The organism is Streptomyces sp. PA03-3a (assembly GCF_033792735.1).
Classification (GTDB): Bacteria; Actinomycetota; Actinomycetes; order Streptomycetales; family Streptomycetaceae; genus Actinacidiphila.
This window is the reverse complement of the sequence record NZ_JARAVM010000001.1, coordinates 128,581-143,103: the sequence shown is the minus strand read 5'-3', so window position 1 is coordinate 143,103 and position 14,523 is coordinate 128,581. Positions and strand designations below refer to the sequence as shown.

The 14,523-nt window shown below is 70.2% G+C and carries 14 protein-coding genes; 4 read left to right on the top strand and 10 right to left on the bottom strand.

Annotation, left to right across the window (positions count from 1 at the left end):
- Positions 1-3: 3 nt before the first annotated feature.
- The 5 genes from PV342_RS00590 to PV342_RS00570 all read right to left on the bottom strand — a co-directional run bounded on the left by PV342_RS00590 (position 4) and on the right by PV342_RS00570 (position 6,524).
- Entirely contained in the window at positions 4-1,023 is a 1,020-nt protein-coding gene (locus tag PV342_RS00590) for a LacI family DNA-binding transcriptional regulator (protein ID WP_386993896.1), read from the bottom strand.
- A gap of 41 nt (positions 1,024-1,064) precedes the next feature.
- The gene (gene yicI / locus PV342_RS00585; protein WP_400797221.1) at positions 1,065-3,341 is read right to left on the bottom strand and encodes an alpha-xylosidase; all 2,277 of its coding nucleotides are present in this window, start codon (positions 3,339-3,341) and stop codon (positions 1,065-1,067) included.
- A gap of 170 nt (positions 3,342-3,511) precedes the next feature.
- A complete protein-coding gene (locus tag PV342_RS00580) occupies positions 3,512-4,297 on the bottom strand; it encodes a carbohydrate ABC transporter permease (protein ID WP_051102267.1) in 786 nt (261 codons plus the stop codon).
- Positions 4,298-4,329: 32 nt separating this feature from the next.
- Positions 4,330-5,232 (bottom strand): carbohydrate ABC transporter permease, encoded by a 903-nt coding sequence (locus PV342_RS00575; RefSeq protein WP_018563759.1) that lies wholly within the window; start codon positions 5,230-5,232, stop codon positions 4,330-4,332.
- Positions 5,229-6,524 (bottom strand): ABC transporter substrate-binding protein, encoded by a 1,296-nt coding sequence (locus PV342_RS00570; RefSeq protein ID WP_500315543.1) that lies wholly within the window; start codon positions 6,522-6,524, stop codon positions 5,229-5,231. Before PV342_RS00570 ends, PV342_RS00575 begins: the two co-directional genes overlap by 4 nt.
- Before the next feature lie 720 nt (positions 6,525-7,244).
- Here PV342_RS00570 and PV342_RS00565 point away from each other — a divergent pair.
- Complete coding sequence (locus PV342_RS00565; RefSeq protein WP_018563757.1) at positions 7,245-7,550, top strand: hypothetical protein; 306 nt, start codon at positions 7,245-7,247, stop codon at positions 7,548-7,550.
- A gap of 140 nt (positions 7,551-7,690) precedes the next feature.
- Here the strand turns inward: PV342_RS00565 and PV342_RS00560 are convergent, their stop codons facing one another.
- Positions 7,691-8,515 (bottom strand): ferritin-like domain-containing protein, encoded by an 825-nt coding sequence (locus PV342_RS00560; RefSeq protein ID WP_500315542.1) that lies wholly within the window; start codon positions 8,513-8,515, stop codon positions 7,691-7,693.
- Between the two features lie 131 nt (positions 8,516-8,646).
- Entirely contained in the window at positions 8,647-9,099 is a 453-nt protein-coding gene (locus PV342_RS00555; RefSeq protein ID WP_500315541.1) for a hypothetical protein, read from the bottom strand.
- A gap of 390 nt (positions 9,100-9,489) precedes the next feature.
- On the opposite strand from PV342_RS00555, the gene PV342_RS00550 reads away from it, so the two are divergent.
- The 3 genes from PV342_RS00550 to PV342_RS00540 all read left to right on the top strand — a co-directional run bounded on the left by PV342_RS00550 (position 9,490) and on the right by PV342_RS00540 (position 11,932).
- A complete protein-coding gene (locus PV342_RS00550) occupies positions 9,490-9,834 on the top strand; it encodes a tetratricopeptide repeat protein (RefSeq protein ID WP_018563754.1) in 345 nt (114 codons plus the stop codon).
- A gap of 138 nt (positions 9,835-9,972) precedes the next feature.
- A complete protein-coding gene (locus tag PV342_RS00545; RefSeq protein WP_018563753.1) occupies positions 9,973-11,118 on the top strand; it encodes an alpha/beta hydrolase in 1,146 nt (381 codons plus the stop codon).
- A 109-nt stretch (positions 11,119-11,227) separates the two neighbouring features.
- Positions 11,228-11,932: a TetR/AcrR family transcriptional regulator gene (locus PV342_RS00540; protein ID WP_026251855.1), complete on the top strand. Its 705-nt coding sequence runs from the start codon at positions 11,228-11,230 to the stop codon at positions 11,930-11,932.
- Between the two features lie 141 nt (positions 11,933-12,073).
- Here the strand turns inward: PV342_RS00540 and PV342_RS00535 are convergent, their stop codons facing one another.
- From PV342_RS00535 to PV342_RS00525, 3 genes are all read right to left on the bottom strand, one after another.
- Positions 12,074-12,409 carry a nuclear transport factor 2 family protein gene (locus PV342_RS00535; RefSeq protein ID WP_400797238.1) on the bottom strand — a complete coding sequence of 112 codons (336 nt, stop codon included), beginning with the start codon at positions 12,407-12,409 and terminating at the stop codon, positions 12,074-12,076.
- Between the two features lie 45 nt (positions 12,410-12,454).
- Entirely contained in the window at positions 12,455-13,360 is a 906-nt protein-coding gene (locus PV342_RS00530) for an SDR family NAD(P)-dependent oxidoreductase (RefSeq protein ID WP_400797241.1), read from the bottom strand.
- 205 nt (positions 13,361-13,565) lie between these two features.
- Positions 13,566-14,309, bottom strand: coding sequence for an SDR family oxidoreductase (locus tag PV342_RS00525; RefSeq protein WP_018563749.1), 744 nt, complete (start codon positions 14,307-14,309; stop codon positions 13,566-13,568).
- Positions 14,310-14,523: the final 214 nt, after the last annotated feature.

Here is a 14,523-nt window from a genome sequence, read left to right as displayed (position 1 = left end):
GGGTCAGGGCGCCGCGACCACGGGCGGGGCGGTGGTGGCCCGGGGGGTCAGGACCGCGGAGAGCACGGTCGTCTCCGGGACGTCGTCGCGGCCGGCGAGCTTGGCCATCAAGAGCTCCACCGCGCGGGTGCCGATCTCGACGGAGGGGATCGAGACCGACGTGATGGGCACCGGTGCCTGCTCGGCGGTCTCGTCCGGGCAGATCGCGGTGACCGAGAGGTCCTCCGGGACGCGCAGTCCCATGGCCTGGAACGCCGAGATCAGGGGCTGGGTGATCGGCTCGTTGTGGACCACGACCCCGGTGAGCCCCGGCTGCTCGCGCAGCAGTTGCTCGGCCATGGCCCGCGCGGCCGCCGGCGTCTCGGGGCAGGGGTGGACGGACGAACGCAGGCCGAGGCGGTCGGCGGCGGCCGTGAACCCCGCGGCGACCCGGCGGGCGAAGCCGGTGCCGCGGACGTAGACCTCCGGGGGCGAGCCGACGAGGGCCACGGTGCGGTGGCCGAGCGCGGCGAGGTGCTCGACGCACGCCTCGCCGGCACCCGCGAAGTCCAGGTCGACACAGGTCAGCCCGGCGGTGTCCGAGGGGAAGCCGATGAGCACGGACGGCCGGTCCAGAACGCGCAGCAAGGGCAGCCGCCGGTCGTCCGTCTCGACGTCCATGATGATGAAGGCGTCCGCCATCGCGCTCTGGGCGACCCGGTTGATGCCCTCCTCCCCCTCGTTCTGCGTGAGGAGGAGGACATCGTGGTCGTGCTCCCGGGCGGCGGTCAGCACGGAGGTGGCGAACTGCATGACCACGGGCACATGGATGCCCTTCCGGAGGGGCAGCACCAGGCCGATCACCCGTGACCGGCTGCTGGCCAGGGACCGGGCCCCGGCGTGCGGCCGGTAGCCCAGTTCACGGATGCTGTCCTCGATGCGCCGCCGGGTCTCCGGGGAGATCGGCCTTTTGCCACTGAGGGCATAGCTGACGGTGCTCGGCGACACGTTGGCGTGCCGCGCGACGTCAGTGATCTTGACCATGCAACTCCTCTCCCCTGCCTGCGTGCTGCGCCGGACCGCCCTCAGGAGCCGGAGAGCTCCAGGGTGAGGACGGCCGTACCGGCCGCCGCACGCGCGGAGGGACCGCCGGCGACCTCGACACCCCACGGCAGGGACGCGTCGGAGGTCTCCGCCCGCAGCGTGGAGCCCTCACGCACGACGGTGATCTCGGCCGCGGCCGTACCGTCCTCGCGCGGGATCCGCACGGTGGTGCGCGAGCCGTCGGCCGGCTCGAAGACCCGGACGGTCACGTCGTCCGCCCACACGTAGTCGGGACGGTCGTCGACCGAGCCGACCGGGATCACCGAACCGGGCCGGGCCAGCAGCGGGATGCCGAGGTAGTCGTGGGTCTCGCGCACCCAGCGCGGGCCGGTGACCTTCTCTCCGGTCGTGAAGTGCGTCCAGGTGCCCTCGGGCACGTAGTACGACACCTCGCCGTCCTCGGAGAACACCGGCGCGACGAGCAGGTCGCCGCCGAGCATGTACTGGCGCTCCAGCGAGGCGCAGCCCGGGTCGTCGGGGAACTCCAGCACCATGGCGCGCATCATCGGGATGCCCTCGGTGTGCGCCTGGTGCGCGGCACCGTAGAGGTAGGGCATGAGGCCGAGCTTGAGCTTGGTGAAGTGGCGGAGGACGTCCACGGCCTCCTCGTCGAACAGCCACGGCACCCGGTAGGAGGAGGAGCCGTGCAGCCGGCTGTGCGAGGAGAGCATGCCGAACGCGGTCCAGCGCTTGAACAGACCCGCGTCGGGCAGACCCTCGAAGCCGCCGATGTCGTGGCTCCAGTAGCCGAAGCCGGACAGACCGAGGGAGAGGCCGCCGCGCAGGGACTCCGCCATCGACTCGTACGTGGACTCGCAGTCGCCGCCCCAGTGCACGGGGAACTGCTGGCCGCCGGCCGTCGCGGAGCGGGCGAAGAGCACCGCCTCGCCCTCGCCGCGGTGCTTGCGCAGCACGTCGAACACGGTCTTGTTGTAGAGCTGCGTGTAGTAGTTGTGCATGCGCTCCGGGTCGGAGCCGTCGAACCAGGCGACGTCGGTGGGCACGCGCTCGCCGAAGTCGGTCTTGAAGCAGTCGACGCCCTGGTCGAGGAGGGCCTCGAGCTTGGAGGCGTACCAGGCGCAGGCGTCGGGGTTGGTGAAGTCGACCAGGGCCATGCCGGGCTGCCACAGGTCCCACTGCCAGACGCCGCCGTCAGGGCGCTTGAGGAGGTAGCCGGCCGCCTTGCCCTCGGCGAAGAGCGGGGAGCGCTGGGCGATGTAGGGATTGATCCACACGCAGATGTGCAGGTCGCGCTCCTTCAGGCGGCGCAGCATCCCCTCCGGGTCGGGGAAGACCCGCGGGTCCCACTCGAAGTCGCACCAGTTGAACTCGCGCATCCAGAAGCAGTCGAAGTGGAAGGCCGACAGCGGCAGGTCGCGCTCGGCCATCCCGTCGACGAACCCGGTGACGGTCTGCTCGTCGTAGGAGGTCGTGAAGGAGGTGGTCAGCCACAGCCCGAACGACCAGGCCGGCGGCAGCGCGGGCCGGCCGGTGAGCGCGGTGTACTTGCGCAGGATCTCCTTCGGCGTGGGGCCGTGGATGACGTAGTACTGCAGCTGCTGGCGCTCGGCGCTGAACTGGACCCGCGAGACCTGCTCGGAGGCGACCTCGAAGGAGACCTTTCCGGGGTCGTCGACGAAGACGCCGTAGCCGGCGTCGGTCAGGTAGAACGGGACGTTCTTGTAGGACTGCTCGCTGCTCGTGCCGCCGTCGGCGTTCCAGATGTCGACGGTCTGGCCGTTCTTGACCAGCGGGCCGAAGCGCTCGCCGAGCCCGTAGACGGACGTGCCGACCGCCAGCCGGAGCTGCTCGCGGACGTGGTGTTCGCCCTCGGCGGTCTCCATCAGCGCCATGGCCTTCACGTCGCTGCTGGTGAGGGTGCGTCCGTCGGCCTGGAACTCCATCCGCCACTCGCCGTCGAGGCGGAAGCGGACGCTCAGGTCGCCGGAGGTGAGGACGGCCTGCTCCTCGTCGACGGACACGACGGGCTCGTGCGGCTCGTGGTGCAGCTCGAAGTGCGGCCCGGTCTCGACGTCGCCCTCGAAGTGGGTGATCCGCACGCCGATGACACCGGGCATCGGCGCGGTGCAGTCGACGGTGATGAGCGGGCCCTTGAGCAGGTCGCCGCGGTGCCGGATGTGCTGGGTGGGCGCATGGACCCGCAGCGTTCCGGGACCCGGGACGGCATCGAGGACCTCGGCCGGATACGCCGCCGTGACGCCTTCGCGCAGCAGCCAGTACCCGTTGGTGAACTTCATGGTCGATGCCTTTCCCGGTGGGCGGCCACCGGCGTTCTCGGTACGTGTGGGAGCAGGTGGGACCGGCTCTGCCTCCTGCCCGCGCAGGGGGGAGGCAGAGCCGTGGGCGGAACGGGGCGAACGTCACCCGCCCGGGTGGAGGGCCGCGGACACGGTGGTCCGGGCGCGGGTCACTTCACTGCGCCGACGGCGATGCCGCGGGTGAGCGTCCGCTGGAAGAGGAGGAAGAAGACGATGGCGGGCAGCGCGCCGAGCAGGCCGGCCGCGTTGGTCATCGTCGCGTCCATCAGTCGCTGGCCCTGGAGCACGCCGAGCGCCACCGAGACGGTCTGGTTGTCGTTCGACGGCAGCATGACCAGCGGGAGCAGGAACTCGTTCCAGGTCCAGATGAAGAAGAACACCAGCAGGACGCCGAGGGTGGGCCGGCTGACCGGGACCACCATCCGCCACAGGATCTGCCAGCTGTTCGCGCCGTCGATCCTCGCCGCCTCGATGATCTCCTTCGGGAAGGCCCCGAGCACGGAGGAGAGGAGGTAGGTGCCGAAGGCCGCCTGAACGACGCTGAAGACGATGATCAGGCTCAGCCTGGTGTCGTACAGCCCCACCTGCTTGGACAGGTAGTACAGCGGGTAGACCAGGGCCTCCTGCGGCAGCACGTTGGCCAGCACGAAGAAGGCGAGGAAGTACGCCTTGCCCTTGATCCGCCCGATGCCGATCGCATACGCGTTGAGCACCGAGAGGATCACGCCGAACACGGCGACCGAACCCGAGATCACGACCGAGTTCACGAGCGTGTGCCCGAAGTTGACCCGGGTCCAGAAGTCCGTCAGGCCGTCCAGGTGGATGCCGTGGGGCAGGGAGAGCGGGCCGTGCGCGGAGTAGTCGGCGGGCGACTTCAGCGCGTTGATGAGCACGATCAGGAGCGGCAGCACCATGAAGATCGCGCCGAGGATCATCGCCACCAGCACCGGGTAGCGCTTGAGCGCCTTCACTGTGCGTCCTCCGATCGGGTCTGGAAGCGGAGGCCGACCGTGGTCAGCGCCAGGATGATCAGGGTGAGTACCGTCGCGATCGCCGAGCCGTAGCCGACGTCCGTCTTCTCGAAGAAGGTCGAGAAGGAGAAGTAGGACGGCACGATGGTCGCGTCGGCGGGACCGCCCTTGGTGAGGACGTACACCGCGCCGAAGACCTTCAGGGCCGCGATGGTGCACCACAGCATCACCACGTAGATCTCGGGGCGGATCTGGGGCAGCGTCACGTGCCAGAAACGCTGCCACCAGTTCGTCCCGTCCAGCTCGGCCGCCTCGTAGAGCGAGGGATCGACCCGCTGGAGTCCCGCCATGAAGATCACGACGGGGAACCCCAGCTGCACCCAGACCATGACGGCCATCACGCTGTAGAGCGCGAACTTCGGGTCACCCAGCCAGTCCTGCTGGAGCGAACCCAGGCCGACCGCCTTCAGCAGCTCGTTGAGCGAGCCGTTCTCGGGGGCCAGGATCCAGCTCCAGACGATGCCCGCGACGGTGATGGGCAGGACCTGGGGCAGGTAGAAGCAGGCACGCAGCACGCTGGCCAGCTTCGAACCGAAGTGCTTGCCGATGAAGTCGAACAGCGCCGCGGCCACCACCAGACCGACGGCGGTGGGGATCACCGCCATCGCCAGGACCATGGCGACGCTGTGCCGGAAGGACTCCCAGAAGCGCGAGTCCTTCATCAGCTCCCGGTAGTTCTCCAGTCCCGCCCAGGTGGGCGAGCCGACGCCCTGCCAGTGCGTGAAGCTGAAGTAGATGTTCATCACGAACGGCACGATCACGACGGCCAGGAAGGCGATGACACCCGGGATCAGGTACAGCGCGTAGGGATTGCGCAGCCGGAGGGGTCGGGCACTCATGACGTGGGCGCACCCGCGTCATAGGCCTTCTGCAGTTCGTCCAGGACCTGGTCCGGGGTGCCGCTGCCGGTGATCAGCTTCTGGGTGGCCGAGACCAGCACGTCGTAGAAGCCGGGGACCGGCCAGTCCGGGTAGAAGGCGAGACCGTCCTGGTCCGAGACCTTGTTGAAGTTCTCGATCAGCTCCTTGGAGCTGGGGTCGGTGATCGCCGAGGGCTCGGCCGCGACGGGCACGCCGCCGTTGTTGCCGAGGGTGTTCTGGATCCCCTTCTTCATCGTGATGTCGATGAAGTCATAGGCCAGCTGCTTGTTCTTGGCGTTCTTCGGGACGACCCAGAGGTTGCCGCCCGAGCCGAGGGTCATCTTGGAGTCCGGGAAGAGGAACGAGCCCCACTGGAACTTGCTCTCGTCACGGAAGCGGCCGTACCACCAGCTGCCCGAGAAGAAGATCGGGGACTTGCCGCTGATGAAGGAGACGCCGGCGTCCTCGGCCTTGGCCCCGCTGGTCGTCTTGGCGATGTAGCCCTTCTTCACCCAGTCCGACAGGGTGTTCGCGGCGTACGTCCAGGCGGCGTCGTGGAAGTCCGCCTTGCCCTTGTAGAGCTCGAACGAGTCGACCCAGCTGCGGTCGGCCTTGGTCAGGGCCAGCTGGTACAGGTACTGGTGGGCCGGGTACTCGGCGCCGCCGTTGGCGAGCGGGGTGACGCCCTTGGCCTTGAAGGCGGCCAGCGCCTGCTCGAACTCGTTGAAGGTGGTCGGGACCTTCACGCCGTTCTTCGCGAAGAGGTCCTTGTTGTAGTACACCATCGTGTACTCACCGAAGTTCGGGATGCCGTACCAGTTACCGGAGCCCATGACGCCCTTGGCGTCGTAGCGGCTGGTGGTGGTGACGCTGGGGCTGAGCAGCTTGTCCCAGCCGTACTTGGTGACCTGCGGGGTGAGGTCGGTGAGCAGACCCTGCTTGGCCAGCAGGCCGGCCGTGGCGTTGCCCTTGTTGTACTCCATGAGGTCAGGGGCGTTGCTGGAGTTGAGCACCATCGAGGCGGTCTTCTGGATCTGCTCGAAGCCCTTCGCCTCGAACTCGACCTTGACGCCGGGGTGGGACTTCTTGAACTCCTCTATCGCCTGGTTCCAGGCGATACCCATGGCACTGTTCGGAGCTTCGTAGTGCCAGAGCTTCAGCGTCTTGCCGTCGCCCTCCGCACCGCTGTCCGAGCTTCCGCACGAAGTGATGAGCATGGCGCCCGCAAGGGCAGCTGCTGCGAGAGCCAGCGGTCTGCGCACCTTCAACATTGAAGTGACCTCCACCTGGGCCGAACGAGTGAGGCGTCCATCGAATGGTTTCGATGCGACGCGTCGAAGCGCTTCGACGCAGGACCGTATGCAGCAAGCGCGGATATGTCAATGGTGTTAACAAATTGCCGACCAGCGATTTTCGAAGCGTTACCGACGCTCGACGACCGCGTGACGTGCTGACGGATGCCCGGAGTGACGAGGCATGGACGCAGCGGTGCACGGCGCGGGACGCAAGCGCTTGACGGCGAAGCGGACTTGCGGGCTCCGGCGTTTCGGCGGAATTTTCCTTTGCATCCCACGCGCATCAATGACCCCTTTTGTCGCATACGTCACGACAGCCTCTGCGCCACAGAGGATTCCGCCGGAGAGGGGTTCCCACGCGGCCTCAACCACCGCGCCGCGCAGCATGGTTGGGCCATCGCTGACGCAACGGAACCTCCGCGGCACGCACGGTTGAGGGGCCGTCACGGTCGAGCAAAAGGTACCAATATGCACTTTTTGCCGGATCCCTTTGACGCGCGGTGCAAAACACGCCTACCGTTCATATAGGGACGTCTTCAACTACAGACATCTGTTCCGGCGTTCCACGTCCGTGAGGTGCGTCAGCGCCCAGGCGTCCGCACCCCCATCCGCGCCGGGATCGCTCACGTTCCCGCGTGGCGGCGGTCGGCACAGCGCGGACCGCGACCCGAAGTCCAGATCCCCGAAGGGGGAGTCATGCGCACGCTTACCATCCGCAGGATCGCCGCCGCCGCTGTGGTGGCGCCCCTGCTCGCCTTCGCCGGAGCCACCGCGGCCAGCGCGGCGACGCCACAGACAGCACCCGCCACTGCGCAGTCCGTCGTCGACCACGGCGGCGGCTGGGGCGGCGGACACGGCGGCTGGGGTGGCGGACACGGCGGCTGGGGCTGGGGGAACGGTTACGGCTGGGGCGGTTACGGCGGCTATGGCGGTTACGGCGGCTACTACGGCTTCTACCCCGGCTTCTACGGTTCCGGCTTCTACGGAGGCTTCTACCGCTGAGGTCGTCGGGCCGGCGCCCCGCCGGCCCGTCCGATGACGTCCCCACCGCGACCGCCGCCGTCCGGGCCTCCGGACTCGGACGGTGACGGCCCACGGTGTCGACTTTCGACCCGCCGGGCGGACGGGGCCGGCCAGGGCCGTCAGGCCCTCCGGCCCGCCCGACCCGGCGAGGACAAGCGCGTGTTCCGCAGAACCACCGACGGCCCCCGTGATGCGGGGGCCTTCGGTGTGCCCTCGTCCGCCTCGGAGTCCGTCGCGTCGGGCTCGCGCAGCATCGCGGAGGCGGCGGCTCCCGAGGACGCCACGGTGTCGGCGACGAACCGCGCCCGCCCCACGCCCAGCACGCGCAGCGCCCGGCCGTGATCCACCGCCACCAGGATCGCGGCCCCCGCCACGGCCACACGCCAGCCGGCCGTCGCGGCACGGCGCGAAGGAGCCGGCAGGGCCGCGAGCGACGCCCGCAGGCGCGCGCAGTGGAAGGGCACGTGCCGCTGCTCGTCGGCGAGGATCCGGCCCGCGACCTCACGTGTGAGCTCGTCGTCCGCACCCTCCCTCAGGGCCCGGTAGTAGCGCAGCGCGACCTCCTCGGCGACCATCAGCACCAGCAGTTCCAGACGTAGCCCCAGCAGGCGGCGCAGGGCGACGAAGGCCCGGTCCGTCCAGTGGCCGTCGATGGTGGTAGCGCCGGCCGCGTCGAGCAGCCGGGCGAGCAACCGGGCGTGGTTCTGCTCCTCGGCGACGAACAGGCGCACCGCCCGCGCGTAGTCGCGGTCCCCGGCCGCGTCCGCCTTGGCGATCAGGTGCGCGCCGTCGCCGTCCTCACCGGCCTGGAAGCGCTGCACGCTCGCGCGTACCGCGTCGTGCAGCACCGCTCCCCGGGCCCACGCGGGATCACCCGTCGCATGCCGCCGGTCCCGCTCCTCCTCGAAGCGCTCCGTCCACCAGGCGAATCCACTCGCGGTCATGTCCCTCCCTGCCACCACGGGGCACGTTCTTCCCTCGCGTCCCGGCTGGGAAGGACGCGCGGACGGCCCCGGCCGTTCCCGTGACACGGTCCCGCGTCGCACAGTCGCGCGTCACACGCTCGCGCGACCGCTCAGTCCCACAGCTCGCGGACCGGGTCGTGCGGCCAGGACGGCTCGGTGTCGGGGTAGCTGATCGTGAGCTTGGTGAAGTGCCGCAGGCCCAGGTCCCCGGGCCAGGGCTTGCTGTCGGAGAGCGTGATCTTGACCGGGAAGGTGTGGAAGTGGCCCGCCGCGCAGTACGGATCGCAGTCGTTGGCCTCCTCGTAACCGGTGGCCACGGCCGAGTCGCCGCCCCAGTGCGACCAGTACAGGCCGCCCAGCCGGTCGTTCCCGTCCCCGCAGGCCAGCAGGAAGTCGGGGGGCATGACGAGCCCCCGGCCGAAGCAGGTGACCAGGACCGTGGCGTAGGTCGGTTCGGCCTGGGCCGCCTGGACACCGGAGGCCGCTGAGGCGGGGGCTGCCGCGATCACGGTCGCGAGGGCGGCGGAAGTGGCGGTCAGGGCGAGGGTGCGGAGGAGTGGCATCTCGGTCTGCCTTCCTGGCCGCCGCCGGGAGTGGTGGCGGTCGGTGGCGAGGGTGCGGTCCGGAGTGCCGCCGCGCCGGCCGCGGGACCGGAGGCAGGACTGCCGGCGGCGTGCCCGCGGGCAGGCGTGGCACGGAGAGCAGGGGCGGAAGGACGGAGGGACGGCACGCGGTCCCCGGTCCGCGGCCGTACGGCCTCGAAGTCACGTTCCTCCAGGAGGGTGAGGCGCGCAACCCGGCCGGACCATGTTCGGGCCCCACCGACACGCTCAGTCATCGGATGGGTACGGAAAAATGCGACCAGATCAAGGGTCGCCGTGGAACAAATCCGACACTTGCCCCGGTTGAAAGCCCTGACACCGAGATCGTCATTCCGCCGAGGTGATACAGCAGTGGGCACCGAGATGACCAGTCCGTCCACGGAGACGTTCAAGCGCGCCGTGCTCTTCTTCAACCGGCAGCGCTACGCCGCCGCGGCCCGGACGCTCGCGTCCATCGTGGACGTGGCGCCCCGCAACATGGCGGTGCGCATGCTGCTGGCCAGGTCGTACTACTTCTCCGCGCAGCTCTCGCGGGCGGAGGCGGAGCTGCGCGACCTCCTGCGTGCCGAGCCGCAGGACGCGCACGCGCACCTCCTTCTCGGCCGCACGCTGGAGCGGCAGGGCCGGCTCGCGGAGGCCGCCCCCCACCTGCGTCTCGCCGACGCGATGACGGCCTGGGACCTCGTCGTCGTCTGACCCCCGGGCCCGGCAGGGCCGCGCGGCGCCCGGCGCCCGCGGGCCACTCACCCGGCCCATCCCCGGTTGTCCGGACCGTACCGCCTCCGCAGGCTGCTCACGTGGGGGCCAACGACCGACCACGGTTCGGAGACCGCAATGACCTGTCCGCACGTCCGGTCCATAACGCGACGCAAGGCTCGCTACGCCGTCGCAGTCCTCCTCGCGGCCGCCGCGAGCCTCACCGCCTGCGGGGAGAAGACGACGAACGCCGCACGCGTCGACCACGCGGTGCCCGCGGACACGCCCGCGCCGAAGGTGCCCTGCGGCAACCCGCCGGTGCAGCTCGACCCACAGGCTCAGGACTTCCTGGACCAGCTCGCGGCGGCGGACGGCCCTCCCCTGTACACGCTCTCCTACGCGGCCGCCCGGGGAGTGCTGGACAAGCTGCAGGCGGGTCCGGTGGAGATGCTCCCGGCGCAGGTCAGCGAGCGGACCGTGCCCGGCGGACCGACCGGCCCGGTGTCGGTGCACGTCGTACGGCCCGAGGGTGCCAAGGGGGACCTTCCCGGGATCGTCTACATCCACGGCGGCGGCTGGGTGCTGGGCAACTTCAAGACCCATGAGCGCCTGGTGCGCGAGCTCGCCAACGGCGCGCAGGCGGCGGTGGTCTTCGTCGACTACACCCCCTCTCCCGAGGCGCAGTTCCCCGTGCCGATCGAGCAGGCGTACACCGTGGCCAAGTGGGTCGCCGACAACGGCGGACGGATCGGCGTCGACCCTTCGCGCCTGGCGGTCGCCGGCGACTCCGTGGGCGGTGACATGACCGCCGCCGTGACGATGATGGCCAAGCAGCGCGGCGGGCCCGACTTCCGGCACCAGGTGATGCTGTACCCGGTCACGGACGCGAACTTCGACACCGCCTCGTACAACCGCTTCGCGGAGAACTGCTGGCTCGCCAAACCCGCGATGAAGTGGTTCTGGGACGCGTACGCCCCCCGCCTCAAGGACCGGCAGAACCCGCTGGCGGCCCCGCTGCGCGCCACGGTCGACCAGTTGCGCGGCCTGCCACCGGCCTTGATGGTCACGGACTCGGACGCGCTCTTCGACGAGGGCACCGCGTACGCGGAGAAGCTGCGGGAGGCCGGCGTGCCCGTCCGGCTGACGCACTACCCCAAGATCACGCACGACTTCATGATGCTCAACGCCCTCCGCGACACCGAGTCCAACAAGAAGGCGGTGGCCGAGGTCACCGCGGCGCTCCGCGAGGCGCTGCACGGGGCGGATTCCGGCCCCGCCAAGTGAGCTTTCGGCACACCGTACGAGGAGGGGCGGCGGGCTCATCCTGCCGCCCCTTCACGGCCTTTCGGCGGGTAAGTTTCCTTTGGTAACATTTTTCTGTTATCGTTGATTCATGGATGAGAGGGCGACCACCAGAGAGCGGATCATGTCCGCTGCCGCCAACCTGCTCGCCGAGGGCGGCCGCGACGCGGTCTCGACCCGGTCGGTCAGCAAGGCTGCGGCCGTTCAGCCGCCGACCATCTACCGGCAGTTCGGCGACATGCAGGGCCTGCTCGACGCCGTCGCGGCGGAGGGCTTCGCCGACTACCTGCACCGCAAGACCGACCGGACGCGGGCCGACGATCCCGTCGAGGACCTGCGCTGGGGCTGGGACCTGCACATCGAGTTCGGTGTGGCCAACCCGGAGATATACCAGCTGATGTTCGGTCAGCCCAGGCCCGGGGCCGAGCCGGCGGCCGTCACCGAGTCCTTCAACGTCCTGCGCGGCCTGGTGACCCGGGTCGCCGAGGCGGGCCGGCTGAGCGTCGACGTGGAACGCGCCATGCTGATGATCCACTCGGCCGGCTGCGGGGTCGTCCTGACGCTGATCGCCACACTGCCCGGGGCTCGCGACCCGGAACTGTCACCGCGGACACGCGAGGCCATTCTCGCCGCCATCACCACCGCGCAGCCCGAGGATGCCGCCGGGGAGGAGCGCCGGACGATCACCCGTACCGTCGCCTTCAAGGCCGTGCTCCCCGAGATCGAGGAGATCCTCACACCTGGTGAACGCATCCTGCTGAACGAGCTGCTGGACCGCATCACGCACTCCGCCTGAGCCGCCGCGCGCGGGACCCGCCGCCGCCCTGCCCGCGGCGCCTTGCGGCTGCCTCACTTCTTCCTGCTCTTCCTGCGCGGAAACGGCCGGTGGGGAACCGTCGTGCGACGGTTCCCCACCGGGCGTTCCGGCCACAGCCGGTCAGCCGGTGATCCTCATCAGGGCGATCCGGTCGCCCTCGACCGTGAAGGCGAAGTCCGACGGGCCGTTGAAACCGTCGCCGCCGACCTGGGTGGAGACGATCACCTGGCTCCCGCGCCGGGTCACTCCGGTGACCGTCAGGGAGACCTTGACGCCGATGAACTCGCGGTCGCTCCAGCCCTCGACGGCCTCACGGCCCTCGAAGCGGCGGCCCCAGTCGTCCACTGCGCCGTGCTCGCTGAATTGGTCGAGGAAGGCCTCGTTGTCATGGGCGTTCGCCGCGGCGACGGCGCGCCGTACGGGCTCGGGAAGCTCGGGAAAGTCGGAAGCGGTCATGGCGGTTCTCCTTGGCGGTGTCGGGCGGCTGTGGCCGTGGGCTCGTCAGGCCTGCGTGCGGGGGCCGAGCAGGTCTTCCAGGCCGATCCGGTGGTAGAAGTCCTCACGGATCCGGTCGGCGACGACGGAGACGGCCTCCGAGCCGTCGTCGGCGGGGTCGATGTGAGTCCGGAAGGGCCGCTTGCCCGCGGGAAGCCCCACGACGCGGACGATCTCGCGCGCCACCTCGGCGACGTCGGCGTCCTCGGGTGTGATGGCCGCCAGGGCGCGGCCGACCTGCTCGGTCAGGCCCTCGTAGCGGGTCTCGTAGTCCGCGACGGTGGCGGTGTCGGCCGGATGCCCCGCGTTGACGAAGTGGTTCGTGCCGGAGGTGAAGGCGCCGGGGACGACGATGGAGGTGTCGATGCCGAAGCGTGCGAGCTCGGCGGCGTAGCTGACGGCGACGGCGTCCATGGCCGCCTTCGCGGCGAAGTACGGGGCGAGGTAGGGCGGAGTACCGCCGCGGGTGCTGCTGGACCCGACCCAGAGCAGCAGACCGTGCCCCTGGGCCCGCAGGTGCGGCAGGGCCGCGCGGTTCACCCGCTGGGTGCCCAGCACATTGGTGTCGTAGACGGCGGCCATCTCCTCCGGGGTGAAGGCCTCGGTGGGGCCGAGCACCATGTGGCCCGCGTTGTGGACCAGGACGTCCAGCCGGCCGGCCTCGCGCAGAACGGTGGCGACGGCCCGGTCCGCGCTGTCCTGCGAGAGCACGTCGAGTTCGACGACCCGCAGGTCGATGTCCTCGCGGGCGGCCCGTTCGCGTACCTCCGCCGCGCGTTCGGCGTTGCGGCCGGATATGTCGCGCATGCTCGCGTAGACGGTGTGACCCGCGGAGGCGAGGGCGTGGGCGGCGAGAGCGCCGAATCCGGAGCTCGCACCGGTGACCAGGACGACGGAAGACACGGGGGACATTTCGGAGCTCCTTGGGCTACTGGGGGCCGCTCCCGGTTCAGGCGGCGTCCGGGTCACGGATCGGGTGGGTGGCGCGAGGTACTGGATCTGCCGGGAGGCAGGGTGCTGCTCGGTACGGGGGGCCGAGGGAACCGGGAGGCCGGCGTCCGGCGGACGGGCCCGCGGCCGGCACCCGGCAGGAGCCGCGCGAGGCGCGGCCCGCGAGTCAGGCCACTCCGCCGTTGGCGAAGATCGTCTGGCCGTTGATCCAGCGACCGGGGCCGGCCAGGAAGGAGACGACCGCGGCGATGTCCTCGGGGGACCCGAGTCGCTCGAGGGGGTTCATCTTCGCGAACCGCTCTATGGTCGCCTCGTCCTTGCCGTTCAGGAACAGATCGGTGGCGACCGGGCCCGGCGCGACGGCGTTCACGGTGATGTCGCGACCGCGCAGCTCCCGGGCCAGGATCAGGCTGATCGCCTCGACCGCGCCCTTCGACGCGGCGTACGCGGCGTAGGTCGGCGTGGCGATCCGGGTCTGGGACGAGGACACGTTGATCACGGCACCGCCGTCGCGGAGCCTGCGGGCGGCCTGCTGGTTGACCACGAAGGTGCCGCGGATGTTGGTGCGGTGCATGCGGTCCAGGGCGTCGAGGTCGAAGTCCGCCACGGTGTTCAGGATCATGAGACCGGCCGAGTTGACCACCACGTCCACACCGCCGAACTCCTGCTCCGCGGCGTCGAAGAGCGCCTGGACCGCCTTCTCGTCGGCGACGTCGGCCCGTACCGCGAGGGCGGAACCGCCCTCGGCGGCGATCTGCGCGACGGTCGCGTCGGCGTCGGCCTGGTTGCCGGCGTAGGCGATGACGACCGCCTGGCCTTCGGCGGCCAGGCGCAGCGCGACCTCGCGGCCGATGCCGCGGGAGCCGCCCGTGACGATCGCGACGCGGCGGGCGGTGGTGGTCTCGGTCATTGCGGTCTCCTGATCACACGAGGGGGGCGGCTCATTCCGTCGCCCCGCTTCCACCGATAACAGTGCCACGTTATCGACGGAAACGCAACCGGCGCTAACGAGATCTCGTTAGCGCCGTTCACATGGGAGTCCGCGACGTGCGCCCTCCCGCACGCGACGGGGCCGCCGCCCCCGTGCGGGGGCGGCGGCCCGGGAATCGAGGGCCGTCACGCGT

What these genes read in the sequence shown, in the direction of transcription:
- PV342_RS00575 (WP_018563759.1), bottom strand. Translation starts at nt 5,232, where the DNA reads ATGAGTGCCCGACCCCTCCGGCTGCGCAATCCCTACGCGCTGTACCTG.
- PV342_RS00565 (WP_018563757.1), top strand. Translation starts at nt 7,245, where the DNA reads ATGCGCACGCTTACCATCCGCAGGATCGCCGCCGCCGCTGTGGTGGCG.
- PV342_RS00530 (WP_400797241.1), bottom strand. Translation starts at nt 13,360, where the DNA reads ATGTCCCCCGTGTCTTCCGTCGTCCTGGTCACCGGTGCGAGCTCCGGA.
- PV342_RS00525 (WP_018563749.1), bottom strand. Translation starts at nt 14,309, where the DNA reads ATGACCGAGACCACCACCGCCCGCCGCGTCGCGATCGTCACGGGCGGC.
- PV342_RS00555 (WP_500315541.1), bottom strand. Translation starts at nt 9,099, where the DNA reads ATGCCACTCCTCCGCACCCTCGCCCTGACCGCCACTTCCGCCGCCCTC.
- PV342_RS00535 (WP_400797238.1), bottom strand. Translation starts at nt 12,409, where the DNA reads ATGACCGCTTCCGACTTTCCCGAGCTTCCCGAGCCCGTACGGCGCGCC.
- PV342_RS00560 (WP_500315542.1), bottom strand. Translation starts at nt 8,515, where the DNA reads ATGACCGCGAGTGGATTCGCCTGGTGGACGGAGCGCTTCGAGGAGGAG.
- PV342_RS00540 (WP_026251855.1), top strand. Translation starts at nt 11,228, where the DNA reads ATGGATGAGAGGGCGACCACCAGAGAGCGGATCATGTCCGCTGCCGCC.
- PV342_RS00590 (WP_386993896.1), bottom strand. Translation starts at nt 1,023, where the DNA reads ATGGTCAAGATCACTGACGTCGCGCGGCACGCCAACGTGTCGCCGAGC.
- PV342_RS00545 (WP_018563753.1), top strand. Translation starts at nt 9,973, where the DNA reads ATGACCTGTCCGCACGTCCGGTCCATAACGCGACGCAAGGCTCGCTAC.
- PV342_RS00580 (WP_051102267.1), bottom strand. Translation starts at nt 4,297, where the DNA reads ATGATCCTCGGCGCGATCTTCATGGTGCTGCCGCTCCTGATCGTGCTC.
- PV342_RS00570 (WP_500315543.1), bottom strand. Translation starts at nt 6,524, where the DNA reads ATGTTGAAGGTGCGCAGACCGCTGGCTCTCGCAGCAGCTGCCCTTGCG.
- yicI (WP_400797221.1), bottom strand. Translation starts at nt 3,341, where the DNA reads ATGAAGTTCACCAACGGGTACTGGCTGCTGCGCGAAGGCGTCACGGCG.